This window comes from uncultured Nocardioides sp., from assembly GCF_947489365.1.
In the GTDB taxonomy this organism is placed as follows: Bacteria; Actinomycetota; Actinomycetes; order Propionibacteriales; family Nocardioidaceae; genus Nocardioides.
The window spans coordinates 144,052-168,501 of sequence record NZ_CANLDB010000004.1 but is presented as its reverse complement, the minus strand read 5'-3'; the positions used below and the strand labels follow the sequence as shown (position 1 = coordinate 168,501).

Sequence of the window (24,450 nt, the reverse complement as noted above, 5' to 3'; positions counted from 1 at the left end):
GACCCCCAGATGAGCACCCCGTTCTACGTCTCGCCCGAGCAGCTGATGAAGGACCGGGCGGACTTCGCCCGCAAGGGCATCGCCCGCGGCCGGTCCGTCGTGGTGGTGCAGTACGCCGACGGCGTCCTGTTCGTGTCCGAGAACCCGTCGCAGGCGCTGCACAAGGTCTCCGAGATCTACGACCGCATCGCGTTCGCGGCGGTGGGCCGCTACAACGAGTTCGAGAACCTGCGGATCGCCGGCGTCCGGCTCGCGGACATGCGGGGCTTCTCCTACGACCGCCGCGACGTGACCGGTCGCGGCCTGGCCAACGCCTACGCCCAGACCCTCGGCACGATCTTCTCCTCGGGCGGGGAGAAGCCGTACGAGGTCGAGCTGTTCGTCGCCGAGGTGGGCGCGTCCGCCGAGGACGACCAGATCTACCGCCTCACCTACGACGGCCAGGTCGCCGACGAGCACGGGTACGCCGTCATGGGCGGCGCCGCCGACGTGGTGGCCTCCTCCCTCGCCGCGTCGTACCGGGCCGGCTCGGACCTCGCGACCGCCCTGCAGATCGCGGTCACCGCGCTCGGCCACTCCGAGACCGCCGACCGGGTCATCCCGATCGAGGACCTCGAGGTCGCCGTGCTCGACCGCACCCGGTCGCGGGCCCGCAAGTTCTCGCGCCTGCGCCCCGCCCGCCTCACCGAGCTGCTGGGGGAGCGGGACGCCGACACGGCGGTCTCCGGCGTGGACGGCGGCGCGCACTCCGCCGCAGCCCCGGCCGGCGCTGCGGACGACGCTGCTGCCGCACCGTCCACCGGCGCCGCGTCGACGTCACCCGAGCCCGCGCCGTTCCCCGTCTCGGACGACGAGCCGCCGGTCGCCCCGCCGTCCTGAGGCCGGTCCGGCTCGTCGGCGCGTGCGCCGGCGGGCCGAACTCGGCTGCTGTGTCGGGCGCGAGCGCCCCCGTTTCGCACGAATCGGCACCCGGAAGCGCCGTTCGACCGCCGTTTCCGACGAAACGGCGCGACTCCCGCCCCGCCACCCACCGCGGGCCCGGAGCGCCGACCGAGCGCGCCGACGCGGTCGGGTTCCGTCCACAGGCCACCGGCGGGGCGAGTTGCCCACAGGCCGGGCCCGGCCGTGTGCGACCGAGCTCGATCGGGGTCAGGCTCGCTGCATGAGCACTGATCCGGCCCCGGTGCGGGGCAACATCCGGAGCCCTCGCTTCCGCCGTGTCAGCCACGGCCTGTTCGTGCCCGTCCTCGAGGCACCCGACGAGCGGCGCGAGTGGCTGCGCGACCTCGGTGCGTGGCTGCTGGTGCTGCCCGGCAGCGGGAGGTTCACCGGTCTGACGGGTGCCCGGCTGGCGGGGTGGCAGCTGCCCCCGGTGTCCCGGGACTGGGTGCCGGTCTTCGCGGCCGTGGCCGCACCGGACCCGACCGTGCGACGCGTCGGCCTGGTGACGAGCCAGCACCGCCGCGCCAAGGACGACCAGCCGTGGATGCTCGAGGGGTTGCCGGTCGACCACCCCGCCGAGGTGCTCCTCCGCTGCGCACGGGACTTGGACCTGCTCGACCTCGTCGTCCTGGTGGAGTCCGCGTTGCGCAAGCGTCACGTGACCCGCCAGGCCCTCGACGCGATCACCGCGACCCGCCGGCCGGGCGTCCGGCTGCTGCGCCAGGCCGTCGCCCTGGCCGAGCCGGCCAGCGAGTCCCCGATGGAGACGCTGCTGCGGCTGTTCCTGTGGTGTGCGGACGTCCCGGTCCTCGTGCAGTCCCCGATCCTCAACACCGACGGGCGCGAGGTGGGTCGGGCTGACCTCCGGGTGCGTGGCACCGACCTGATCCTCGAGTACGACGGCGGGGTGCACCGCGAGCCCGCGCAGCAGGCCGCCGACCTGCGGCGCGAGCGTCTCCTCGCCGACCTGGCCCTGCCGCGACGGGCGTACACCCTGCCGGAGCTGCTCGATCGTCCCGTGGTGGTGATGGCCGAGCTCGACCGCCTCCTGGGGCGCACCACCCACCTCCGACGCCTGCAGCTGTGGCGCAGCCTCGTCGCCCACTCGGCGTACACCCCGGCGGGGCGCGCCCGGTTGCGCTCCCGATGGGCGGTCGCCATGGGCGCGATCGCGCGGTGGTGAGCCCGGTCGTGCCGTTCGGCCGACTAGGGTGAACGAGTGGACCGGCGGATCTTCGGGATCGAGAACGAGTACGGCGTGACGTGCACGTTCCGGGGGCAGCGCAGGTTGAGCCCGGACGAGGTGGCGCGCTACCTGTTCCGCAAGGTCGTCAGCTGGGGGCGCAGCAGCAACGTGTTCCTGCGCAACGGCGCCCGGCTGTACCTCGACGTGGGCTCCCACCCCGAGTACGCGACGCCCGAGTGCGACGACGTGATCGACCTGGTGACCCACGACAAGGCGGGGGAGCGGGTGCTGGAGGGGCTCCTCCTCGACGCCGAGCAGCGGCTGCACGACGAGGGCATCGCCGGCGACATCTACCTGTTCAAGAACAACACCGATTCCGCGGGCAACTCCTACGGCTGCCACGAGAACTACCTGGTCACCCGCTCCGGGGAGTTCGGGCGCCTCGCCGACGTGCTGATCCCGTTCCTGGTCACCCGCCAGATCGTGGTGGGGGCGGGCAAGGTCACCCAGACGCCGCGCGGCGCGAGCTTCAGCGTGAGCCAGCGCGCCGAGCACATCTGGGAGGGCGTCTCGAGCGCCACCACCCGCAGCCGGCCCATCATCAACACCCGAGACGAGCCGCACGCGGACGCCGAGCGCTACCGCCGCCTGCACGTCATCGTCGGCGACTCCAACATGAGCGAGACCACCACGATGCTCAAGGTCGCGAGCTGCGACCTCGTGCTGCGCATGATCGAGGAGGGCGTGGTCATGCGGGACCTCACCCTCGAGAACCCGATTCGCGCAATTCGGGAGATCTCGCACGACATGACCGGCCGGCGGAAGGTCCCGCTGGCGAACGGCCGCGAGGCGAGCGCGCTGGAGATCCAGGGCGAGTACCTGGCGAAGGCGCAGGAGTTCGTGGACCGCCGCGGCCTGCGGACCCCCGTGATCGACCGCAGCCTCGACCTGTGGGAGCGCGGTCTCAAGGCGGTCGAGTCCGACGACCTGGGCCTCGTCGACCGGGAGCTCGACTGGGTCATCAAGTGGAAGCTGATCGAGGCCTACCGCGCCAAGCACGGGCTGCCGCTGAGCCACCCGCGCGTCGCACAGCTGGACCTCGCCTACCACGACATCCACCGCAACCGCGGCCTGTACTACCTGCTCGAGAAGCGCGGCAAGGTCGAGCGGGTCACCAACGACCTGCGGATCTTCGAGGCCAAGTCCCTGCCCCCGCAGACCACCCGGGCGAAGCTGCGCGGGGAGTTCATCCGCCGCGCGCAGGAGCGACGACGCGACTTCACCGTCGACTGGGTCCACCTCAAGCTCAACGACCAGGCGCAGCGCACGGTGCTGTGCAAGGACCCGTTCCGGTCCTCCGACGAACGCGTGCAGCGGCTGATCGACGGCATGTGACGCCGTCGGACGGCACGGGACGGCAGGTGGGGGAGACGCTGGGTGCCCCGGTTAGGGTGACCGGCGTGCCTCGACCTTCTCGTGCCACCACCCGCCGCGCCCTGGCCGTCCCCGCGGTGACCGCGCTCGTGCTGAGCCTGGCCGCCTGCGGCGAGGACGACGAGCCGGAGGCCGGGCAGCCGACCGGCGCCGGCCTGGACTCGATCAGCATCTCCGACAACGTCGGCGAGCCGCCCGAGGTGGAGTGGGACGGTCGCGTGTCGGTCGACGAGGTCGAGTCCGAGACCATTGTCGAGGGCGACGGCCCCGAGCTGACCGACGGTGCCGCCGTGATGGGCCAGATCCTCATCGGCAACGGCTACTCCGAGAGCACCGTGCTCAGCACCTGGGACCAGCAGCCTGCGACCCCCCAGATCTTCGACCCCGCCGACGAGCTCCCCGCAGGCATCGTCGCCGCCTTCGAGGGGACGACCGTCGGGAGCCGTACGGCCGTCGTCGCCCCGCCCGAGGACGCCTTCGGCGAGCTGGGGAACCCGCAGCTGGGGATCGGCAACGCCGACAGCGTCCTGTTCGTCATGGACAGCGTCGGCGTCGTCCAGCCGTCCATCACCGACGAGCGCCAGGACCCGCCTGCCGGAACCCCCCGCGTGGTCGAGAACGGCGACGGGGCCGTCACCAAGCTGGACTTCGCCGACGCCGCGCAGCCGTCCGGCGAGCTGAAGGTGACCGTGCTGGCCGAGGGCAACGGCCCGCGGGTGCAGGCCGACGACTTCGTGGCCGTGACCTACCTGGGCCAGACCTTCGACGGCGACAAGCCCTTCGACCAGAACTTCACCGCACCGGAGCCCGACCCGAACAACCCCACGGCGGCTCCCGCCGAGGCCGGACCGAGCGTGTTCTCGCTCGACGGCGTCGTGAAGGGGTGGAAGCAGGGACTGACCGGCATCCCGACCCGCAGCCGCGTGCTGCTCGAGATCCCGCCGGCCCTCGGGTACGGCGAGGAGGGCCAGCCGCCGGACATCCAGGGCGGCGACACGCTGTACTTCGTGATCGACGTGCTCGGCACCAGCACGGCCTGACCCCACCGACCCCGGGAGCAGCATGGCGTCCGACAAGAGCGAACGACTGCTCAACCTGCTCATCATGCTGCTCGTCACCCGGCACTGGATCCCCAAGGGGCGGATCCGTGAGGTCCTCTACCCCGGCTCCACCGAGGCGGCGTTCGAGAAGATGTTCGAGCGCGACAAGGAGGAGCTTCGCAGTATCGGCGTCCCCGTCGAGGTCGGCGCGCTCGACAACTACTTCGACGACGAGGTGGGCTACCGGGTGCGGCCCGAGCGGTTCGCGCTGCCCGAGGTGACGCTCACGGCGGAGGAGGCCTCGGTGGTCGCCCTCGCCGGCCGGGCGTGGGACAACGCGCGCCTGGCCGACCACACCACCCGCGCCCTGGCGACCCTCACCGCGGCGGGGGTCGAGCTGGACCGCTCGGCCCTCGACCTGGTGGAGCCCCGTTTGCGGGCGGAGGAGCCGTCGTTCGAGGCGTTCTGGACCGCGGTCACCGACGGCACGCCGGTCCGCTTCGACTACCGGCGCAGCCCCGGCGACGCGCCCCGGCCGCGCCGGCTCGAGCCGTGGGGCGTCGTCCGGTCCTCGGGACGCTGGTACGTCGCCGGGCACGACCGTGACCGCGACGAGCCGCGCGTGTTCCGGCTCAGCCGCGTCGTCGGCGAGGTGGCCGTCGAGGGCCACCCCGGCGAGGTCGTCGTCCCCGACGGCACCGAGGTCGGCCAGCTCACCCGCAACCTGGTGCAGCCCACTCCCGGCGTCCCGGCGACGGTGCTGGTGCGCACCGGCAGCGGCCACGGCCTGCGCCGCGCCGCGCGGACGGTCTCGACCGGCGTCGCCGGGCCAGACGGGACGACGTCCTGGGACCGCCTCGAGCTCCCCGACTCCGGCTCGGAGGTCGCCGACGAGGTCCTGGCGCACGGTGCGGACGCCTACGTGGAGGGACCCCCCGATTTGCGCGAAACGGTGCTCCGCCGCGTCACCGAGGCCCTCGACGCCCTCGTCGCCGCCGGGGACGGGCGGGGCCGATGACGACCGCGAGGCAGCCGGCGCAGCCGGCGCTCGACCAGGTGGGACGGCTGCTGCGGCTGGTGCCGTACCTGAACAACCGAGGCTCGGTGCCGCTGGACCGCGCGGCGGCCGACCTCGGGGTCAGCCGTCAGCAGCTGGACAAGGACCTGCGGGTGCTGTTCATGTGCGGCCTGCCCGGCGGCTACCCCGACGACCTCATCGACGTCGACCTCGACGCGCTCGAGGACGAGGGCGTCGTCCGGGTCTCGAACGCCGACTACCTGTCCCGCCCCCTGCGCCTGCAGGCCACCGAGGCGGCGGCGCTGGTGGTGGCGCTGCGGTCGCTGCGCACCGACGCGGACGTGGAGACCCGCGAGGTGCTGGACCGGGTGCTGGCCAAGCTCGAGGTGGCCGCCGGGGGTGTGGCGCAGCTCGTCGACGCCGGCGACGACCGGACGGCAGGGCTCGGCGAGACCCGCACGACCGTACGGCGGGCCATCGACGATGGCCGCCAGCTGCGGCTGACCTACCTCGTCCCCGCCCGCGACGAGGAGTCCGTCCGGGTCGTCGACCCGGACACCCTGGTGACGGAGCAGGGCCACGACTACCTCGGGGCCTGGTGCCACCGGGCCGAGGCGCCCCGCTGGTTCCGGCTCGACCGCATCACCGAGGTCGAGGTCCTCACCACCCCGGTGGAGCGGCCCGAGCAGGGGCCCACGCCGCCCACCGCCCCCGGCGGTGGTCTCTTCGAGCCGCCGGCGGACGCGCTGCGCGTGACGCTGCGGCTCGCCCCGGAGGCCCGGTGGGTGCCCGAGTACTACCAGGTCGACGACGTACGGGCCCTGCCCGACGGGGGGCTCGAGGTCGACCTCGCCGTCGCGGACGAGCGGTGGTTGCGCCGTACCCTCCTCAGGCTGGCCCCGGCGGCGACAGTCGTGGCCCCCGCAGAGTTCACCGAGATGTTCACCGCCGACCTGGCATCCGTGGCGGGTCTCTACTCCGAACACCACGTACAGTGAGGAAGTCCCCTCACCCCGCGATCTCGAGGAGCTCATCATGTTCGGACTCGGCACCATGGAGCTGGTGCTCATCTTCGGCGTGATCATCCTGCTGTTCGGGGCGGCCAAGCTGCCGGACCTCGCCCGCGGCACCGGTCGCGCCCTGCGTATCTTCAAGACCGAGACCAAGGGTCTGATCGACGGGGACGACGACGGGGTCAAGGACAGCGACAAGCACCCCGCCGAGAAGGAGATCGAGGCCCGCAACGCGGCCGCGACCGAGGCGGACATCCAGGCGACGCGCGAGCACCGCGACACCACCAGCTGAGCCGAGCCCCCACTCGATGGCATTCTCCGTCCCCCTGGGCGGCGTCGCGAACCTGTTCCGTGGTCGCCCGCACCACCCGGTCGGCCCCGACGGCCAGATGGCGCTGTCGGACCACCTCCGTGAGCTCCGCGCGCGCATCCTCAAGGCGACCGTCGCGCTGATCGTCGTCTTCGTCGTCGCGCTGTTCCTCTACGAACAGCTGCTGACGCTCGTCCTCGGCCCGTACGAGCAGGCCCAGCGCGCGCTGAGCGCCGAGGGAGTCAGCACCACGCCGACCATCGGACGCGTCACGGGACCGCTGCTCCTCCAGCTCAAGATGGCCGGGGTCGCCGCCGTGGTGGTCACCTCGCCGTACTGGCTCTACCAGCTGTGGGCGTTCATCGTCCCCGGCCTGCACTCCCGCGAGAAGCTGTGGACCCGGGTGTTCGCGGCCGTCGCGGGCCCGCTGTTCATCGCGGGCGTCGCCACGGCGTACTACGTGCTGCCGGTCGGCATCGAGGTCCTGATCGGGTTCACGCCCGGCGAGCTGGTCAGCCTCGTCGACTTCGGCGAGTACTTCAGCTTCTTCACCCGGATGCTGCTCGTGTTCGGGGTCGCGTTCGAGATCCCGCTGTTCGTGATCATGCTGAACCTCGCCGGGGTGGTCAGCGGTAAGCAGATCGGGAAGTACCGTCCCTGGATCGTCATCGGCACCTTCGTCTTCGCCGCGGTCGCGACGCCGTCGACGGACCCGTTCTCCATGCTGATGCTGGCCCTGCCGATGCTGGTGCTGTTCATCATCGCCGAGATCGTCGCTCGCTTCGTCGACCGTCTGCGGGCCCGGAAGGCCAAGGGCACCGAGCAGTGGGCCGACGACGAGCTGTCGCCCCTGTGACCGAGCCCGGTGCCTTCCTGCCGCTCGATCCGTTCGACCTGCCCGAGTGGTTGGGGACCGAGTCGGTGACCTGGCGCGCCGAGCAGTCGGTGCGGGACGGGCACCTGGTGCGGGGCCGACTCGGCAGGAACGGTGCCGGGAACGGCGCTCCGGGCCCCCGTTTCGGCGGAAACGGTGCCGCGAACCCCGTCCCGGACCACCGATTCGGCAGAAACGGCGCTCCGGATGCCCCGGACGCCGCCCCCGACGACGAGCCCCAGCTGGCGCTCGACCTGCTCGCCGTCGACGAGGCGCACCCGGTGATCGTGGCGGACGACGAGACGCGACGGGCCGCGCACCGGGCGTGGCGACACGGGCAGGTGCACGTGGTGCAGCGGGGGGACCGGGCGGCGCTGGCGTGCCCGGGGTCGGCGTTCACCGCGGACCGGGTCCTCGACGCGGTGGAGCGGATGGCGCGGTCGGTGGGAGCGGACCCGGAGCGCTGGGAGGTCCGCCTCCTCCTCGGCGGCCGCCACTAGGCCCCCTCCCGCACTAGGCCCCCTCCCGCCCGGCGCGCGGCCCGGTGCGGGGACCGGGGGACGCCGCGGCCACTAGGGTCGGAGGGTGTCACGCGCGATCGCCCTGCTGGCGAACCCGTCGGCCGGGGGTGGACGCGCCCTCGCGGCCCGGGAGGCCGCCGCGGGCCGACTGCGCGACGCCGGCCTGGACTGCGTCCTGCTCACCGGGGCCGACGCCGCCGGGACCACCCACCTCGCCCGGCAGGCCGTCGCGGACGGCGTCGACGCCGTGGTCGCCGTCGGGGGTGACGGCACGGTGCACGCCGCGGTCCAGGCCCTCGCCGGCACGGGCGTCGCGCTCGGCACCGTCCCGTGCGGCACCGGCAACGACGTCGCGCGCTACCTGGGGATCCCGCGGGACGACCCGGTGGCGGCCGCCGACCGCGTCGTCGCCGCCCGCACCCGACGCATCGACCTCGCGCGGAGCGGGGCGACGTACTTCGTCACCGTCCTGGCCGCCGGTTTTGACGCGCTCGTCAACGAGCGGGCCAACGGCATGCGGCGGCCGCGCGGCCGCTCCCGCTACACGCTCGCGACCCTCGCCGAGCTGCGGACGTTCACGCCCCGAGACTACGTCCTCGACCTCGACGGCGTCGCCCGGCGCACCCCCGCGATGCTCGTCGCGGTGGGCAACGGGCCGTCGTTCGGCGGGGGCCTGCGGATCACCGAGGGCGCCGTCCTCGACGACGGCCTGCTCGACGTGGTCGTGATCCGCCCGATGAGCCGCGCGGGGCTCGTGCGGACCTACCCGACGCTCTACCGGGGCACCCACACCGGGCACCCGGCGTACGAGCGGCACCGGGTGCGACGTGTGACCTTGGCGGCACCGGGCATCGTGGCCTATGCGGACGGTGAACGGTTCGGACCGCTGCCGTTGACGGTCGAGTGCGCCCCCGGGGCGCTGGAGGTGCTGGCATGAGGAGCGGGGACACGCGCGAAGCGGGTGGGGTCGACGCGCGGGACGAGGGGTCGCTGAGCCCGGCGGAGCGGTACGCCGCCAGCCGCCGCCGCTCGAAGCACCCGGTCCTCGTGGACTTCGAGGCCCACTACCCGTTCGGTCTCGACGAGTTCCAGCTCGAGGCCTGCCGCGACCTCGAGGACGGTCGCGGCGTCCTCGTCGCCGCGCCCACCGGGTCCGGGAAGACCGTCGTGGGGGAGTTCGCCTGCCACCTGGCGCTCGCCGGCGGGCGCAAGTGCTTCTACACCACCCCGATCAAGGCGCTGAGCAACCAGAAGCACGCCGACCTCGTCCGCCGGTACGGCGCCGACCAGGTGGGCCTGCTGACCGGCGACCACGCCGTCAACGGCGACGCTCCCATCGTCGTGATGACGACCGAGGTGCTCCGCAACATGCTGTACGCCGGGTCCGGCACGCTCACGGACCTCGGCTACGTCGTCATGGACGAGGTCCACTACCTCGCCGACCGCATGCGGGGGGCGGTGTGGGAGGAGGTCATCATCCACCTGCCCGACTCGGTGTCCCTGGTCTCGCTGTCGGCGACGGTGTCGAACGCCGAGGAGCTGGGCGAGTGGCTGGCCACCGTCCGCGGTGACACCTCCACGATCGTCGAGGAGAAGCGCCCCGTCCCGCTGTTCCAGCACGTCATGGTCGGACGCCGCCTGCACGACCTGTTCGCCGACTCCGACGTCGACGCCCGCGCGGGGTTCGTCCGCGAGGGCGCGAAGGTGAACTCCGAGCTGCTGCGCGTGGCCCGCGACGACATGGTCTCCAGCCGGGTCAAGGACCGACGTTCGCCCAAGGGCGCCCGCAGCGGTCGCGGCCGGCCGGGCCCCGCGGGCCGGGGCTCCGGACCGCGGCAGGTCGGCAACGGCCGCCGGGTGTGGATCCCGAGCCGCCCGGAGGTCCTCTCCCGCCTGGACCGCGACGGCCTGCTGCCCGCCATCGTGTTCGTCTTCAGCCGCGCCGGCTGCGCCGCGGCGGTCGAGCAGTGCCTCGACGCCGACCTGCGCCTGACCTCGCCCGCGGAGCGGGACTCGATCCTCGCGTTCGTCGAGGACCGCTGCCGCCACCTGCCCGACGAGGACCGCCGCGTCCTCGGTTACGCCCGCTTCGCCGAGGGGCTGTCCCGCGGCATCGCCTCCCACCACGCCGGCATGCTGCCGACCTTCAAGGAGTGCGTGGAGGAGCTGTTCGTCCAGGGCCTCGTCAAGGCCGTCTTCGCCACCGAGACCCTGGCGCTGGGCATCAACATGCCCGCCCGCACCGTGGTCATCGAGAAGCTGTCGAAGTGGAACGGCGAGACCCACGCCGACATCACGCCGGGGGAGTACACCCAGCTCACCGGCCGCGCCGGACGCCGCGGCCTCGACGTCGAGGGCCACGCCGTGGTGCTGTGGCAGCCGGGCATCGACCCCGCCGCGGTCGCCGGCCTGGCCTCGACCCGCACCTACCCGCTCAAGTCCAGCTTCCGGCCGTCGTACAACATGGCGGTCAACCTCGTCGCCCAGGTCGGGCGGGCCCGGTCCCGCGACCTGCTGGAGCAGTCCTTCGCCCAGTTCCAGGCCGACGCCTCCGTGGTGGGCCTGGCGTCGCAGCTGGCGAAGGCCGAGGACGCGCTGGCGGGGTACGCCGACGCCGCGGTCTGCGACCGCGGCGACTTCATGGCGTACGCCGCCCTGCGCCGCCAGATCTCCCACGTCGAGAAGAACGCGGCCCGTGCCCGGCGGATGGACCTGCGCGACGAGGCCGGGGACGCCCTGGCCCGGCTGCGCCGCGGGGACGTCGTCGCGGTGCCCGCCGGCAAGTTCGCGGGCTGGGTGGTCGTCGTCGACCCCGGCACCGACGGCCGCGAGCCCCGGCCCCTGGTCGTCACCGAGGGGCGGCAGGCGCGCCGCCTCAGCCTGCTGGACTTCCCGACCCCCGTCGCCCCGGTGGCGACGCTGAAGGTGCCGAAGACCTTCGACGGCCGCAACCCCCAGCAGCGCCGCGACCTCGCCTCCGCCCTGCACCTGCGCACCCGCGACCTCGACCGACCCTCCCGCGGCTCCCGGGGCGCGGTGGGGCTGCCGTCGGCGGTCGAGACGGAGATCGCGGCCCTGCGCGAGCAGCTCGCCGCCCACCCCTGCCACCACTGTCCCGACCGCGAGGACCACGCCCGCTGGGCCGACCGCTGGCACCGCCTGCACACCGACGCCGAGACGCTCCGGGCGCGGGTGGAGCGTCGTACCCACACCGTGGCCCGGGCCTTCGACCGGGTCTGCCAGGTCCTCGACGAGCTGGGCTACCTCGACGGCGACGCCGTCACCGACCGCGGTCGCCGGCTGCGGCGCCTGCACGGGGAGATGGACCTCGTGGCCGCCGAGGCGCTGCGCCTCGGGCTCTGGGACGGCCTCGACCCCTCGGAGCTCGCCGCCGCCGTGTCCGTCCTCGTCTACGAGGCGCGTCGCCCCGAGGACGCCGCCGAGCCGCGCCTGCCGCGGGGGCCGGTGGCCGGGGCGATCCAGCGGACCGTCCGCCTGTGGCGCGACCTGGACACCCTGGAGAAGGACCACCGGCTCGACTACCTCCGACCCCCGGACCCGGGCTTCGCCTGGGCGGCGTGGCGCTGGGCCGAGGGCGGCGAGCTGGACGACGTCCTCGCCGGCACCGACCTCGCGGCCGGCGACTTCGTGCGCTGGGTCCGCCAGCTGCTCGACCTCGTCGACCAGGTGGCCGTGGCCGCCGGCGGCGGCGAGCTCCGGAAGGTCGCCCGCGAGGCCGGCAGCCGGCTGCGCCGCGGGGTCGTCGCCTACTCCAGCCTCACCGAGTAGCGACGGCCTCCGCCCGCGCCGCGAGACGCGCGGCGAGGTCGGCCTGGATCAGCTCGCCGTGGAGGGCGGCGCCCGCCATCATCCCGGCCGCGGCCGAGGCGCCCACCTGGGCCATGAGGTCGGTGACGTTGCCGGCCAGCCGCAGGAGGGGCACCGACGTGCTCCCCGCCATCTCCGACGGGTAGTGCACGCCTGCCCCCGACGGGTGGTCCACCGCCTCCAGCCCCAGGTCCGCCAGGACCGGGGACGCCGCCACCAGCCGCGAGGCGACCACGACGGCGTCCAGCCCGACCACGGTCCCGTCGGCCAGCCGGACACCGCCCAGCGGGCCGCCGTCCTCGCCGACGACCTCGGTCACCCGGCCGTCGACGACCTCGACGCCCATGGCGTCCAGGCTCGCCCGGTCCTCGGCGGAGGGCGGCGCGGTGTGCGCCAGCACGACCACCCGGTCCGACAGCTGCCCGAAGAGCAGCGCCTGGTGGGTGGTCATCGGTCCGGTGGACAGCACGCCGATCCGCTGGTCGCGCACCTCCCAGCCGTGGCAGAAGGGGCAGTGCAGCACCTCGTGCCCCCACCGCTCCGCCAGGCCCGGCACGTCCGGCAGCTCGTCGACCAGCCCGCTGGTGACCAACAGTCCCCTGCTCGCGACCTCCCGGGACGACCCCGGACCGTCGGCCAGGGTCACGACGAACCCGTCGTCGGTGCGCCGCGCGCCGATGGCCTCGGTGTGCCGCACGTGCCCGCCGTACGACGCGAGCTCGTCGCGCCCGGTGGCCAGCAGCTCCCGGGGCGGGACCCCCTCGCGGCCCAGCAGGTTGTGGGCACCCTCCGCGGGCGCGTTGCGGGGGTTCCCGGCGTCCACGACCAGCACGCTGCGTCGCGACCGCGCCAGGGCGATCGCCCCGCTCAGCCCCGCCGGTCCGCCTCCGACGACCACCACGTCGTACGTCTCCATCACGCTGTCCCCTCACTCGGTTGTCTCGACACCACGAGACTGCCGGGACGGCGGCGCATTGACAAACTCCATTGCCGATACGGCAAACTGTCGGCGTGGACGTGGAGACGGTGCTCGAGGCGGTCGGCCCCCGGTTGCGGGCCCTGCGGGGCGAGCAGGAGGTGACGCTGGCCGGGCTCGCCGAGCAGACGGGCATCTCGGTGAGCACGTTGTCACGGCTGGAGTCCGGGGGCCGCAAGCCGACGCTGGAGCTGCTGCTGCCGATCGCGCGGGCCTACGGGATGGCGCTGGACGAGCTGCTGGAGACCACGACCGCCGCGGACCCCCGCGTGCCGCAGCGCGCGGTGACGAACGGTCCGCTGACGATGATCCCGCTGTCACGGCGGGCGGGCGGGCTGCAGGCGTACAAGATGATCCTCGCCCCGGGCTCCCAGCGCCGGAAGCCGGACCCGCAGAGCCACGAGGGGTACGAGTGGCTCTACGTGCTCGACGGCCGGCTCCGGATGGTGCTCGGCGACCACGACATCGTGCTCGAGCCCGGCGAGGTCGCCGAGTTCGACACCCGGCTCCCGCACTGGTTCGGCGTTGCCGACGCGCACCGCGTCGAGATGCTCTCGATCTTCAGCCGTGAGGGCGAGCGGATGCACACCCGCGCGGCCTCGAGACCCAAGGAGTAGCCCGATCCGCGACGCTCCTTCCCAGGCTCAGGAGCTGCGGATCGCTGCCAGCACCGGCGTCTGCCCGGCGACGAGCTCCCACTGCTTGCCGATCGTCGCGTCCTCGTCGAGGCACGCGGCGACGACGGCGGCGACGTCCGCGCGCGGGACCGAGCCACGGTCGAGGGACGGGGCCAGGGCCACCATGCCGGTGCCCGGCTCGTCGACGAGACCGCCGGGACGGATGATCGTCCAGTCCAGCCCGCTGTCGCGCAGGGCGGCGTCGGCGTCGCGCTTGGCGGCGACGTACACCTTCCAGACCTCGCCGGCGTCGTCCGCGACGGGCTCGTCGACGCTGATCGCGGAGATCTGCACGAACCGGGAGATGCCGGCCTGCCGCGCGCCCTCGATGGACTTCAGCGAGCCCTCGAGGTCGACGGTCCGCTTGCGCTCGACGTTGCCGTCCGGCCCGCCGCCGGCGGCGAAGACGACCGCGGAGCAGCCCTCGAACGCGGCGGCGAAGGCCGCGGCGTCGTCCGACTCGATGTCGAGCAGCCGGACCTCCGCCCCGGCGGCCTCGAGGTCGGCGCGGTAGTCCTCGTTGCGCACCAGCGCGACCGGGGTGTGCCCGGCCTCGACCAGGAAGGGGTGCAGGTGGCGGGCGATCTGCCCGTGGCCTCCGACGACGGCGATGTTCGACATGGTCCCCACCGTAGCCAGGTCGGGCCCGGCACGCGGGAGGCGGCGGTGCGCGGCCCGTGCGACGCAGTGCGACGCAGGGCGACTCAGCGCGCCAGTGTCTCCAGCAGCCGCTCGGCCGAGCTGCCGAGGCCCCAGCGCTCCGTCAGGGCGGCGAACGCGTCGGGGTCGGCCGGCGACGACGGGAGCCGCAGGTCGTGCCCGGCGAGGTCGAGGTCGCGACGGACGGCGACGACCTGCGGGGCCACGTCGAGGTAGTCGGCGGCGGCCTTGACCTTGCCGCGCGGGCCGGGACCCAGGTCCGCCGCGGGATCGGCGGCCGCGGCGCGGATCGCGGGGAGGTCACCGAACCGGCCCAGCAGGGTCGCCGCGGTCTTGTCGCCGACCCCCGCGACGCCCGGCAGGCCGTCGGAGGAGTCCCCGCGCAGGGTCGCGAAGTCGGCGTACTGCGCCGCGTGGACGCCGTACCTCGCCACGACCCAGGCGTCGTCCACCCGCTCGTGGCGTCCGACGCCGCGGGCGGTGTAGAGGATCCGGACCTCGGCGTCGTCGTCCACCAGCTGGAACAGGTCCCGGTCTCCGGTGACCACGTCGACCGGCATCCCGGCCTCGGTGGCGAGCGTGCCGATCACGTCGTCGGCCTCCATCTCGGCGTGCCCCACGACGGCGATCCCGAGCGCCTCCAGCACCTCGCGGATCACCGGGACCTGCACGGAGAGCGGGTCGGGGACCTCCTCCACGTCGGGGTCGGAGGCGACCTCCTCGACCACCCGGTGCGCCTTGTACGACGGCAGCAGGTCGACGCGCCACTGCGGGCGCCAGTCGTCGTCCCAGCAGCAGGCCAGGTGGGTGGGGGAGTAGTCCCCCACCAGGCGGGTGATGAAGTCCATGAGGCCCCGCACGGCGTTCACGGGGGTGCCGTCGGGGGCGGTGACGGAGTCGGGGACCCCGAAGAACGCCCGGAAGTAGAGGCTCGCCGTGTCCAGCAGCATCAGCCGCCCCGTGCTGTCGCCGCCGCTCGGTCCCGTCATGCGCGCAGTCTCCCACCGCCGCTCGGCGCCCACCTAGGGTGAGGGCGTGGAGGACATCGACCGCACCATCCTGCGGCTGCTGGTCGACGACGGGCGCATGTCGTTCACCGACCTGGGCCGGGCGACCGGCCTGTCCACCTCGGCGGTCCACCAGCGGGTCAAGCGTCTCGAGCAGCGTGGCCTGATCACCGGGTACGGCGCCCGCGTCGACCACGCCGCCGCCGGGCTGCCGCTGTCGGCCTTCGTGTCGATCCGGCCCACGGACCCCGCGGCCCCCGACGACGCGCCCGACCGGCTGGCGCACCTGACCGAGATCGAGTCCTGCTGGTCGGTGGCCGGCGAGGAGTCGTACATCCTGCAGGTGCGGGTCGCGTCGCCGGTCGCCCTCGAGGACCTGCTGGCGCGGATCCGGGCCGCGGCGGGCGTGTCGACCCGGACCACCATCGTGCTGTCGACGCCGTACGAACGTCGCCCCGTGGGCTGAGCGGGACCGCTCAGGCCGCGGCGCGGTGCGGGTTGCGCACCGTCATCCACACGCTGGCGCCGACGTAGTAGACGACGTAGGCGAGCGAGACCGCGACCACGAGCGGGTGGGCCTCGGGGTACTGCACCAGCATCAGGGCGTAGGTGACGAGCCACGCACCGGCGAGCACCAGGTTCAGCACGCGGTGCACCCGGGTCTTCGAGGGGTAGAGGTACTTCACGGGCACGAAGACGAGCACGGCGCAGACCAGCAGGATCGTGGCCACCACGGCGTCGGACAGCCCGAGCACGATGACGTAGAGCGCGACGACGTTCCAGTAGCTCGGGAAGCCCAGGAAGCAGTTGTCGTCGGTCTTCGCGTCGACGCGGCAGAACTGGTAGCTCGAGGCCAGCAGCGGGACGACGGCCAGCACCGCTCCCACGGGGCCCTCGGGGAGGTAGCCGCCGTTCCAGAGCATGAAGACCGGCACGAAGCAGTACGTGATGTAGTCGACGATGTCGTCCAGCCGGGCGCCGTCGAAGCCCGGGATGGTCTGCGAGACGCGGAGCCGACGTGCCAGCAGCCCGTCGGTCCCGTCGACGACCAGGGCAGCGAACAGCAGCCACAGGGCGACGACCTCGTTGCCCGCCACGGTCGCCACCAGGGCGCCGAAGGCGATGGCCGTCCCGCTCGCGGTGTAGGTGTGGAGGAGCCAGCCGGCCGCGCGGAGCTGCCGAGACGCCGGAGCCCCCGAGGACGCCTCGGCGGCGGTGACTGCGGTCATGGCGGGGGGACCTCTCGTGTGCCCGTCGCGGGATCGTCCAGGAGACGGCACATCCTCTCACGGGTCGTCCCGCATCCCGGGCTCCGCGGATGGTGGGGTGGGGCCATGACCTCCACGACCCGCACCCCGGCCGGCCGCCTCCTCGTCCGCGACGCCCGGCTCCCCGGTCGGCCCGAGACCGTCGTCGCCGTGGCGGACGGCGTCGTGGTGGGCCTGACCGACGCGGACGGCGCGTCGGCGTACGACGGCCCGGGCGCGGCGGGGGACGCGGGGACGGAGGTCGTCGACGCGGGCGGGGCGCTGCTCACGGCCGGCTTCACCGACAGCCACGTCCACACGGTCCGCACCGGGTTCGCCCTGCTGGGCCTCGACCTCACCGGCGAGCGGAGCCTGACCGCGGTCCTGGACCGGTTGTCGGCCCACGCGTCGGCCTCGCCGACCGCCGGCGTCCTGCTCGGCCAGGGCTGGGACGAGACGGGGTGGGCGACGCCCCGGCCCCCGACCGCCGACGAGCTCGAGCGCGCGGCCCCCGGCCGCCGGGTCCAGCTCACCCGCGTCGACGGCCACTCCGCCGTCCTCTCGCCCGCCCTCGCCGCGCTGGTCCCCGGCCTGGCCGACCTCGACGGGTGGAGCGAGGACGGCCGGGTCGAGCGGGACGCCCACCACGCGGCCCGGGCGGCCCTGGAGCAGCTGGTGCCCGACACCGACCGCCTCGACGCCGCGCGCGCCGCCTGCGCGGCGATGCTCGCCGTGGGCCTCGTCGGGTTCCACGAGAACGCCGCCCCGCACATCGGGCCGGAGGCCGAGATCCCCCTCGTCCGGCAGGCCGCGGCCGAGACCGGCCTCCGGGCGACCGTCTACTGGGGCGAGCTCCTGGCCCTGGGCACCGCGCGCCGGCTCGGTGTCGAGGGCCTCGCCGGCGACCTCGTCGCCGACGGCGCCCTGGGCTCGCGCACGGCCGCGCTGGGGCGGTCGTACGCCGACGCCGGGGGCTGCGGCCACGCCTACCTCGACGCCGGCCAGGTCGCCGACCACGTCGTGGCGTGCACCGAGGCGGGGCTGCAGGCCGGCTTCCACGCCATCGGCGACGCCGCGCTGGACGCCGTGGGGGAGGGCCTCGCGTCCGCCGCCGTCCGGCTCGGGCCCGACGGCGCCGCCCGGCTGCGGGCGGCCCGTCACCGCGTCGAGCACGTCGAGCTCCCGTCACCCGCCGTCGTGGCGGTCCTCGACGAGCTCGGCGTCACCTCCAGCGTCCAGCCGCTCTTCGACGCCCTGTGGGGCGGACCCGACGGCATGTACGCCGCCCGGCTGGGGGAGCGCTGGGCCGACACCAACCCGTTCGCCGCCCTCGCCGCCACCCGCGGCGGCCTCGCGCTCGGGTCCGACTCCCCGGTCACCCCCGTCGGGCCGTGGGCGGCGGTCCGGGCGGCGGTCCACCACCACGACCCTCGGCACCGCCTCACACCTGCCGTCGCCTACCGGGCCCACACCGCCGGTGCGGCGCGGGCCGGGCGCGACGACGACGGCGGTCGGCTCGAGGTGGGCGCCCGGGCGGACCTGACGCTGTGGGACTGCCCGGACGGCTTGGACGCCGACGGGCTGCCGGTGTTGGCGGAGCCCGCCGCGCTGCCCCGTCCGCGCCGCTCCTGGGGCGCGGGCCGACCCCTGGGGACGACCGGTTAGACCAGCGCCAGCACCCCGGCGTGTCAGGTCCCGACACGCCGGGACCCCGGGAGTTACAACGGAGTAGTTCTGGCCGAGCCGTATCGCGCTGACCTGCGACGATGCGCGTCCGCGCAGGTCAGCGCGCGTTTGACACCCCCGGTCGGCTGGACCAGAGTCCTGGGTGTTCGCTCGTGCAGTCCGCGGTAGCGGACCGGCGTCCGAGTGGCGGTCATGGAGGGTCGAGTACCACGAACCCCGCCAAGACCGTTCACGGAGGTCGGTGCCGCTCGTGGGGAGCGAAAGCGGAAGGGGTCGGGACTCCGTAGACAACTTCCTGGTGCCGGCAGCCGGTCGGTCCTGGGTCGGTCCGAAGGGTCACGGCCCCTTCCGCTGTGCTGCAGGTCCCGGGCGCGGAAGGCCCCGGTAGCGTTCCGGTCGTGCTCGTCTCCACGCTCCTCGCGCTGGTCAGCGGGCTCCTCCTCGTCGGGGCCTTCGAGCCAGTCGGCCTCTGGGTGCTGGGTCCCCTGGCCGTCGCCGGGGCGACCTGGTCGGTCCACCGGCTGAGGGAGCGGCGGCTGCGGGTCGTCCTGCTCCCGGCGATCGTGTTCGGTGCCGCGTTCCAGGTCACCCTGCTCGTCTGGATGCGGGTGATCGGCGTCGACGCCTGGATCGGGGTCGGCCTGCTCGAGGCGGCGTTCTACGCCGCCTGGGCCCTGGCCACCGTCCTGCTCATGCGTCTTCCCGCCTGGCCCGTCTGGGTGAGCCTGGCCTGGGTGGCGACCGAGACCGCCCGCGGGTCCTGGCCCTTCGGCGGGTTCCCCTGGGGCCGCCTCGCCTTCGCCTCGCCCGACTCGCCGTACGCCGCCGGCCTGCCGTGGTGGGGCTCGGTCGGGGTCTCGCTGCTCATGGCCGCGACCGGGGTGACGCTCGTGTGGGCCGTCCTCGAGGTCCGCCGCCGGCCCGGGACCGTGGCGGCCGCCGCCGCCGTCGGCCTGGTCCTGGTGGCCGCCCCCCACGTCGTCCAGCACCGGCAGGACACCTCGGGCACGGCCCGGCTCGCCGCCGTCCAGGGGAACGTCCCGGGCCCGGGGGACGACGTGCTGTACGACACCGACCAGCTGCTGGCCAACCACGTCGAGGCCACCGAGGAGCTCGGCGACGCCGTCCGTGACGGCTCGACCCCCCGACCGGACGTGGTGGTCTGGCCCGAGAACTCGACGACCAGCGACCCGTTCACCGGCGCGGTGCGCCACGGCGTGGACACCGCCGTCGACGCCGTCGGCGCCCCCCTCCTCGTCGGCGCGATCGTCGACGCCCCCGCGGAGGGCCAGGTGCTCAACCAGGGGATCGTCTTCACGCCCGGGGTGGGCGCCGGACAGCGCTACACGAAGTGGCACCCGGTCCCCTTCGGCGAGTTCATCCCCTTCCGGGACAGCCCGCTGCTCGGCTGGGTCACCGACCAGGTCAGCCGCCTGGACCTGATCCCGCGCGACATGCTCGCCGGCGACCGCAGCGAGCCGCTGCGCGTGCCCCTGGCCGGTGGCGGCGAGGTGGCGCTCGCCGACGCCATCTGCTTCGACGTCGCGTACGACGACGGCATCACCGCCCAGGTGCGCAACGGGGCCCAGGTGCTCGTGGTCCAGACCAGCAACGCGATGTTCATCGACACCGCGCAGATCGACCAGCAGTTCGAGATCACCCGGATGCGGGCCCAGGAGACGGGCCGCACCACGGTCGTCGCGGCCATCAACGGCGTCTCCGGCGTCATCGGCCCCGACGGCGAGGTCCGTGACGCTGCCGCCCCGCGCACCCAGGAGGTCCTCGAGGCGGACGTCGCCCTCGCCTCCGGCGCCCCGCCGTCCATGACGGTCGCGCCGTGGCTCGGCCGGCTGGCGCTGCTGTCGGTCCCGATCGGGCTGCTGCTCGCCCTGCTCCCGTATCGTCGAGGACGCGACCGGCGCCGCCGCGAGGAGGACGCGGACGGGCGCGGCGACGTGCGGGAGGAGGGCCGGTGGGCGTGAGCGACCCGATCCGACCCGGGCCGACGGGCCGGGTCGTCATGGTGGTCCCCACCTACGACGAGGTCGAGAACCTCGCGTGGATCGTGGGCCGGCTGCGCCGCAGCAGGCCCGACGTCGACGTCCTCGTCGTCGACGACGACTCCCCGGACGGCACCGGTGACGTGGCCGACGCGCTGGCCGCCGCCGACCCGGGCGTGCAGGTGCTGCACCGCACCGGCAAGGGCGGGCTCGGCGCCGCCTACCTCGCCGGGTTCGACCGCGCCCTCGCCGCCGGCTACGACGTGGTCGGCGAGATGGACGCCGACGGCTCGCACCAGCCCGAGCAGCTGCACCGCCTCCTCGACGCCCTCCACGGCGCGGACGGCGGCCCGCCCGCCGACCTCGTCATCGGCTCGCGCTGGGTGCCCGGCGGGAGCGTCCAGAACTGGCCGCGTCGCCGCGAGCTGCTCTCGCGGGCCGGCAACCGTTACGTGCGCCTGCTCCTCGGCGTCGGCATCCGCGACGCCACCGCCGGCTTCCGGCTGTACCGCCGCGAGGCCCTCGAGGCCCTCGGCCTGGAGACGGTGCGCTCCACCGGCTACGTCTTCCAGACCGACCTCGCGTGGCGGGTCGTCTCGGCCGGCCTCGTGGTGCGCGAGGTCCCCATCGACTTCGTCGAGCGGGTGCGCGGGGAGTCGAAGATGAGCGGTCGGGTCGCCCTGGAGTCGCTGGTCCGCATCACCGGGTGGGGCCTGCGGGAGCGCCGACGTCTCGCCGGTCCGCGCGTACGACGGGTGCTCGCCGGCAGCAGGGGGTCCCGGTGAGCACCGCCCACGGCACCGGGCCCCGTCGGCGCCGACCGCCCGTGCTGGCCCTCCTGGCGCTGGTGTTCCTCGTCGTCCCGCTCCTCGAGCTGTACGTCCTGATCCAGGTCGGCGAGGTCATCGGGGCCTGGCCCACGGTGGGCCTGCTGCTGCTCTCCGCCGTGGTGGGGGGCTGGCTGGTGCGCCGCGAGGGCCGCCGGGCCTGGCAGGCGCTCAGCACAGCGCTGCAGTCGGGACGGATGCCGGCCCGCGAGCTCGCCGACGCCGGGCTGGTGCTGGTCGGCGGCGTGCTGATGGTCGCGCCGGGCTTCGTCACCGACGTGGTCGGCATCCTGCTGATCCTGCCCCTGACACGTCCGCTCGCCCGGGTGGCCCTGACCGGGATGGTGACCCGCCGGCTGCTCGCCGCGGGCGCGGCGGCGTACTCCCCGCCGACCGGGCCCGGGACGACGAACGGGCCGCACCCCCCGAGAGGGGCGCGGCCCGCTGGTGACGTCGTGCCGGGCGAGGTCGTGGACCCGCCCGACGACCGTCAGGCCTGAGGATCAGGCCGGCGTCTTGCGCTTCTTGCCACGGTGCAGGTGCGCGGGACCGATCTCGCCGCCGCGCAGCAGCTCGAGGCGCTCCTTGAGGATGTCCTCGAGCTCCTTCTCCGAGCGTCGCTCCAGGAGCATGTCCCAGTGCGTACGAGCCGGCTTCTCGGCCTTGGCGACGTGCTCGATCCCGGCGGTGCTGCGGGCCTCGGCGCCGCAGCGCGGGCACTCCCAGATCCCCGGGACGTCGGCCTCGACCGACATGGTGATCTCGAACTCGTGCCCCTGCGTGCAGGCGTACCCGATCTGCTGGCGAGCGGCGAACTCGATGCCGCGCTCGTCCTCGAAGCTCTGGCCACCCAGTCGGGCTCCGCGTAGCGTCCTCTCGGCCACGGTGCCACCTTCCCTTCATGTCCCCATGTGGTTGTCGTGCGACGGTAGAACGTGGTTCGACGCCGCGGCCGCAGGCGGATTGGTCCAGTCCGGCGGTCACGACACGCTCTCCTGTACCCCGTCAGAACGACCGGGTGGCCCTGAACATTCCCGGCCCGATGTCAGGCCCGACGTCAGGCCGGGTGTCAGGCCGGGCGCGGGGTGTCCGTCGGCGGGTCGAGGCGGACGACCTCGCGGACGCCGGACAGGAGCGCCAGGCCCGCCGCGAGGACGGCGACGATGCCCAGGACGCCCCAGTGCTGCGCGGCGTCCTGGCCCTCGCCGGTGACCGCGGCACCGACGGTGATCGCGGTCGCGAAGGCGGCCGGCGCGAGGAAGCTGACGGCACGCCCGGTCGTGGCGTAGAGGCCGAACACCTGGCCCTCCCGCCCGGGGGGCACCATCCGGGCCAGGAAGGTCCGCGAGGCGGACTGGGCCGGCCCGACGAAGACGCTGAGGGTCAGCCCGAGGGTCCAGAAGACGGCGGCCCCGGCGTCGTGGAACGCGAAGATGCCGAGGCCCGCCAGCACCATGGCGACCAGGGCGAGCACGATGACGCGCTTCGGTCCGAGGCGGTCGTCCAGGAAGCCGAACCCGATCGTGGCGATCCCGGCCACGACGTTGGCCGCGATGCCGAGCAGGATGACGTCGCCGGGGGAGAAGCCGAACGAGCCGGCGGCGAGCACCCCGGCGAAGGCGAAGACGCCGGCGAGGCCGTCGCGGAAGACCGCCGACGCCCCCAGGAAGAACACCAGGTTGCGGTCGGTGCGCCACAGGTCGGCGACGGAGCGCAGCAGCCGGCGGTAGGACTCCACGACCCCGGCGCGGGCGCCGGCCTCGGGGCCGCCCCTCGTCGCCGGGACCTTCTCGTCGCGCAGGGTGAGGAGGACCGGCACGGCGAACACCAGCGTCCACGCCGCGCAGACGAGCATGGTCACCCGCACGTCGAGCCCGTCGGCGTCGGTGACGCCGAACCAGCCGACCTCCGGCGAGATCAGGCCGAGGTAGACCGCCAGGAGCAGCACGATGCCGCCCAGGTAGCCGAGTCCCCAGCCGAGGCCGGAGATGCGCCCGATGGTGGCGGGGGTCGAGACCCGCGGCAGCATCGCGTTGTAGTTGACCTGCGCGAGCTCGAAGAAGACGTTGCCCGCGGCGAGGGCCAGCAGGCCGAACCACAGGTACGACTCGTCCGGGCGCACCCAGAACAGCGCGGCGGAGCAGATGACGACCAGCCCGGTGTGGATCCCGAGCCAGCGGGTGCGGTGCCCCCGCCCGTCCGAGCGCTGGCCGCTGACGGGGGCGGTGAGCGCCACGACCACGCCCGCGGCGGCCAGGGTCCAGCCCAGGCGGCTGTCGGCCTGGGGCCCGAAGGCGTCGGAGGTGAGGTAGACGCTGAAGACGAAGGTGGTGATGACGGCGTTGAACGCCGCCCCGGCCCAGTCCCACAGCCCCCAGGCCCACACGGGCCAGCCGTAGGCCCTCACCCCGGTCGCCGTCGGCGCGGTCACGGGGTCGGCCAGGGTCCGACGTCGCGCATCACACGGGCGAGTATGTCGGTCCGGTCCGTCATGAGCCCGTCGACGCCGGCCTCGAGCAGCGCCCGCATCCGGTCCTCGGCGTCGACCACCCACACGTGCACCTCGACGCCGGCCGCGTGCGCCCGCCGTACGAGCCCCGGGGTGACGACCCGCAGCGGCCCGGCACGTTCCGGCACCTGCAGCGCCGTGGGGCGACCGCGCACCAGCAGGCGCAGCAGCCCGGCGCTCGGCAGGAGGCGGTACGCCGCCACCTCGACGGCGTGGGCGCTGGTGGCGACGCGGCCGCGGGTCAGCCGGCGGAACCGGCGCAGGCGACGGGCTGAGAAGGAGCCGACGACGACCCGGTCCTCGTCGCCGCGGACGGCGAGCAGCCGCGCCAGCGGGGCGACGGCGCGGTCGTCCTTGAGGTCGACGTTCACCACCGTGTCCGGGAGGGCGTCGAGCAGCTCCACGAGGGTCGGCACCGGCTCACGACCGCCCACCCGCGCTGTGCGGAGCCCCGCCAGGGTCACCGCGGACACCCGACCGGTGCCGTCGGTGACCCGGTCCAGGACGGTGTCGTGGAAGGCGACCAGCACCCCGTCCGCCGTGAGGTGGACGTCGGTCTCCAGGTGGCGGAAGCCGAGCGCGTGGGCGTGGCGGAACGCGCGGAGCGTGTTCTCCAGCCCCACCAGGTCGGGGTGCAGCGCCCCTCCCCGGTGGGCGAAGGCGCGCACCCGGCCGGTCACCTGCCCCACCGCGGC

The 24,450-nt window shown here is 74.2% G+C and carries 24 protein-coding genes; 17 read left to right on the top strand and 7 right to left on the bottom strand.

The features are described from left to right. The first annotated feature begins 9 nt into the window (after positions 1-9). From prcA to Q0858_RS12880, 11 genes are all read left to right on the top strand, one after another. Entirely contained in the window at positions 10-879 is an 870-nt protein-coding gene (gene prcA, locus Q0858_RS12930) for a proteasome subunit alpha (protein ID WP_299055007.1), read from the top strand. Positions 880-1,162: 283 nt separating this feature from the next. After that, positions 1,163-2,125: a hypothetical protein gene (locus Q0858_RS12925; protein ID WP_299055004.1), complete on the top strand. Its 963-nt coding sequence runs from the start codon at positions 1,163-1,165 to the stop codon at positions 2,123-2,125. Positions 2,126-2,161: 36 nt separating this feature from the next. Beyond that, on the top strand, positions 2,162-3,523 hold the full coding sequence (pafA, locus tag Q0858_RS12920; RefSeq protein ID WP_299055003.1) for a Pup--protein ligase: 1,362 nt from the start codon (positions 2,162-2,164) through the stop codon (positions 3,521-3,523). A gap of 65 nt (positions 3,524-3,588) precedes the next feature. Continuing rightward, complete coding sequence (locus Q0858_RS12915) at positions 3,589-4,602, top strand: FKBP-type peptidyl-prolyl cis-trans isomerase (protein ID WP_299055000.1); 1,014 nt, start codon at positions 3,589-3,591, stop codon at positions 4,600-4,602. Between the two features lie 22 nt (positions 4,603-4,624). Then, the gene (locus Q0858_RS12910) at positions 4,625-5,620 is read left to right on the top strand and encodes a WYL domain-containing protein (RefSeq protein WP_299054998.1); all 996 of its coding nucleotides are present in this window, start codon (positions 4,625-4,627) and stop codon (positions 5,618-5,620) included. Then, complete coding sequence (locus tag Q0858_RS12905; protein ID WP_299054995.1) at positions 5,617-6,618, top strand: YafY family protein; 1,002 nt, start codon at positions 5,617-5,619, stop codon at positions 6,616-6,618. Before Q0858_RS12910 ends, Q0858_RS12905 begins: the two co-directional genes overlap by 4 nt. Before the next feature lie 37 nt (positions 6,619-6,655). Further along, the gene (locus tag Q0858_RS12900; RefSeq protein ID WP_299054993.1) at positions 6,656-6,925 is read left to right on the top strand and encodes a Sec-independent protein translocase subunit TatA; all 270 of its coding nucleotides are present in this window, start codon (positions 6,656-6,658) and stop codon (positions 6,923-6,925) included. A 16-nt stretch (positions 6,926-6,941) separates the two neighbouring features. After that, positions 6,942-7,799, top strand: coding sequence for a twin-arginine translocase subunit TatC (tatC, locus tag Q0858_RS12895; RefSeq protein WP_299054989.1), 858 nt, complete (start codon positions 6,942-6,944; stop codon positions 7,797-7,799). After that, on the top strand, positions 7,796-8,317 hold the full coding sequence (locus tag Q0858_RS12890; protein WP_299054987.1) for a hypothetical protein: 522 nt from the start codon (positions 7,796-7,798) through the stop codon (positions 8,315-8,317). Before tatC ends, Q0858_RS12890 begins: the two co-directional genes overlap by 4 nt. Before the next feature lie 85 nt (positions 8,318-8,402). Then, positions 8,403-9,275 carry a YegS/Rv2252/BmrU family lipid kinase gene (locus Q0858_RS12885; RefSeq protein WP_299054986.1) on the top strand — a complete coding sequence of 291 codons (873 nt, stop codon included), beginning with the start codon at positions 8,403-8,405 and terminating at the stop codon, positions 9,273-9,275. After that, positions 9,272-12,127, top strand: a complete 2,856-nt coding sequence (locus Q0858_RS12880; protein ID WP_299054985.1) for a DEAD/DEAH box helicase — start codon at positions 9,272-9,274, stop codon at positions 12,125-12,127. The genes Q0858_RS12885 and Q0858_RS12880 overlap by 4 nt, the downstream gene beginning before the upstream one ends. Here Q0858_RS12880 and Q0858_RS12875 read toward each other — a convergent pair. Beyond that, positions 12,117-13,082 carry an NAD(P)/FAD-dependent oxidoreductase gene (locus tag Q0858_RS12875; RefSeq protein ID WP_299054984.1) on the bottom strand — a complete coding sequence of 322 codons (966 nt, stop codon included), beginning with the start codon at positions 13,080-13,082 and terminating at the stop codon, positions 12,117-12,119. The two genes, Q0858_RS12880 and Q0858_RS12875, sit on opposite strands and share 11 nt — an antisense overlap. Before the next feature lie 95 nt (positions 13,083-13,177). On the opposite strand from Q0858_RS12875, the gene Q0858_RS12870 reads away from it, so the two are divergent. Next, positions 13,178-13,759 carry a helix-turn-helix domain-containing protein gene (locus Q0858_RS12870; protein ID WP_299054982.1) on the top strand — a complete coding sequence of 194 codons (582 nt, stop codon included), beginning with the start codon at positions 13,178-13,180 and terminating at the stop codon, positions 13,757-13,759. Between the two features lie 27 nt (positions 13,760-13,786). Here the strand turns inward: Q0858_RS12870 and Q0858_RS12865 are convergent, their stop codons facing one another. Further along, on the bottom strand, positions 13,787-14,440 hold the full coding sequence (locus Q0858_RS12865) for an SDR family oxidoreductase (RefSeq protein ID WP_299054980.1): 654 nt from the start codon (positions 14,438-14,440) through the stop codon (positions 13,787-13,789). Positions 14,441-14,523: 83 nt separating this feature from the next. Further along, positions 14,524-15,468 carry a 5'-3' exonuclease H3TH domain-containing protein gene (locus Q0858_RS12860; RefSeq protein ID WP_299054978.1) on the bottom strand — a complete coding sequence of 315 codons (945 nt, stop codon included), beginning with the start codon at positions 15,466-15,468 and terminating at the stop codon, positions 14,524-14,526. Positions 15,469-15,514: 46 nt separating this feature from the next. Here Q0858_RS12860 and Q0858_RS12855 point away from each other — a divergent pair, with 46 nt between their 5' ends. Next, on the top strand, positions 15,515-15,952 hold the full coding sequence (locus Q0858_RS12855) for an Lrp/AsnC family transcriptional regulator (RefSeq protein WP_299054975.1): 438 nt from the start codon (positions 15,515-15,517) through the stop codon (positions 15,950-15,952). Positions 15,953-15,962: 10 nt separating this feature from the next. Here Q0858_RS12855 and Q0858_RS12850 read toward each other — a convergent pair whose 3' ends face one another. Beyond that, entirely contained in the window at positions 15,963-16,715 is a 753-nt protein-coding gene (locus tag Q0858_RS12850; protein WP_299054973.1) for a CDP-alcohol phosphatidyltransferase family protein, read from the bottom strand. 105 nt (positions 16,716-16,820) lie between these two features. On the opposite strand from Q0858_RS12850, the gene Q0858_RS12845 reads away from it, so the two are divergent. From Q0858_RS12845 to Q0858_RS12830, 4 genes are all read left to right on the top strand, one after another. Beyond that, the gene (locus Q0858_RS12845) at positions 16,821-18,398 is read left to right on the top strand and encodes an amidohydrolase family protein (RefSeq protein ID WP_299054971.1); all 1,578 of its coding nucleotides are present in this window, start codon (positions 16,821-16,823) and stop codon (positions 18,396-18,398) included. A gap of 419 nt (positions 18,399-18,817) precedes the next feature. Further along, a complete protein-coding gene (lnt, locus tag Q0858_RS12840; RefSeq protein ID WP_299054969.1) occupies positions 18,818-20,401 on the top strand; it encodes an apolipoprotein N-acyltransferase in 1,584 nt (527 codons plus the stop codon). Further along, positions 20,398-21,204 carry a polyprenol monophosphomannose synthase gene (locus Q0858_RS12835; protein WP_299054967.1) on the top strand — a complete coding sequence of 269 codons (807 nt, stop codon included), beginning with the start codon at positions 20,398-20,400 and terminating at the stop codon, positions 21,202-21,204. The genes lnt and Q0858_RS12835 overlap by 4 nt, the downstream gene beginning before the upstream one ends. After that, positions 21,201-21,746 (top strand): FxsA family protein, encoded by a 546-nt coding sequence (locus tag Q0858_RS12830; RefSeq protein ID WP_299054966.1) that lies wholly within the window; start codon positions 21,201-21,203, stop codon positions 21,744-21,746. Before Q0858_RS12835 ends, Q0858_RS12830 begins: the two co-directional genes overlap by 4 nt. A 3-nt stretch (positions 21,747-21,749) precedes the next feature. Here Q0858_RS12830 and Q0858_RS12825 read toward each other — a convergent pair whose 3' ends face one another. The 3 genes from Q0858_RS12825 to Q0858_RS12815 all read right to left on the bottom strand — a co-directional run bounded on the left by Q0858_RS12825 (position 21,750) and on the right by Q0858_RS12815 (position 24,444). After that, positions 21,750-22,130, bottom strand: a complete 381-nt coding sequence (locus Q0858_RS12825) for an RNA polymerase-binding protein RbpA (RefSeq protein ID WP_299054963.1) — start codon at positions 22,128-22,130, stop codon at positions 21,750-21,752. A 185-nt stretch (positions 22,131-22,315) separates the two neighbouring features. Then, complete coding sequence (locus Q0858_RS12820; protein WP_299054961.1) at positions 22,316-23,677, bottom strand: MFS transporter; 1,362 nt, start codon at positions 23,675-23,677, stop codon at positions 22,316-22,318. Further along, on the bottom strand, positions 23,674-24,444 hold the full coding sequence (locus tag Q0858_RS12815) for a glycerophosphodiester phosphodiesterase family protein (RefSeq protein WP_299054958.1): 771 nt from the start codon (positions 24,442-24,444) through the stop codon (positions 23,674-23,676). Before Q0858_RS12815 ends, Q0858_RS12820 begins: the two co-directional genes overlap by 4 nt. Positions 24,445-24,450 lie beyond the last annotated feature (6 nt).

Bases quoted from the DNA above. Each gene is read 5' to 3' on its own strand.
- Q0858_RS12850 (WP_299054973.1), bottom strand. From the start codon at position 16,715: ATGACCGCAGTCACCGCCGCCGAGGCGTCCTCGGGGGCTCCGGCGTCT.
- Q0858_RS12880 (WP_299054985.1), top strand. From the start codon at position 9,272: ATGAGGAGCGGGGACACGCGCGAAGCGGGTGGGGTCGACGCGCGGGAC.
- Q0858_RS12910 (WP_299054998.1), top strand. From the start codon at position 4,625: ATGGCGTCCGACAAGAGCGAACGACTGCTCAACCTGCTCATCATGCTG.
- Q0858_RS12860 (WP_299054978.1), bottom strand. From the start codon at position 15,468: ATGACGGGACCGAGCGGCGGCGACAGCACGGGGCGGCTGATGCTGCTG.
- Q0858_RS12865 (WP_299054980.1), bottom strand. From the start codon at position 14,440: ATGTCGAACATCGCCGTCGTCGGAGGCCACGGGCAGATCGCCCGCCAC.
- prcA (WP_299055007.1), top strand. From the start codon at position 10: ATGAGCACCCCGTTCTACGTCTCGCCCGAGCAGCTGATGAAGGACCGG.
- tatC (WP_299054989.1), top strand. From the start codon at position 6,942: ATGGCATTCTCCGTCCCCCTGGGCGGCGTCGCGAACCTGTTCCGTGGT.
- Q0858_RS12905 (WP_299054995.1), top strand. From the start codon at position 5,617: ATGACGACCGCGAGGCAGCCGGCGCAGCCGGCGCTCGACCAGGTGGGA.
- Q0858_RS12925 (WP_299055004.1), top strand. From the start codon at position 1,163: ATGAGCACTGATCCGGCCCCGGTGCGGGGCAACATCCGGAGCCCTCGC.
- Q0858_RS12875 (WP_299054984.1), bottom strand. From the start codon at position 13,082: ATGGAGACGTACGACGTGGTGGTCGTCGGAGGCGGACCGGCGGGGCTG.
- Q0858_RS12845 (WP_299054971.1), top strand. From the start codon at position 16,821: ATGACCTCCACGACCCGCACCCCGGCCGGCCGCCTCCTCGTCCGCGAC.
- Q0858_RS12900 (WP_299054993.1), top strand. From the start codon at position 6,656: ATGTTCGGACTCGGCACCATGGAGCTGGTGCTCATCTTCGGCGTGATC.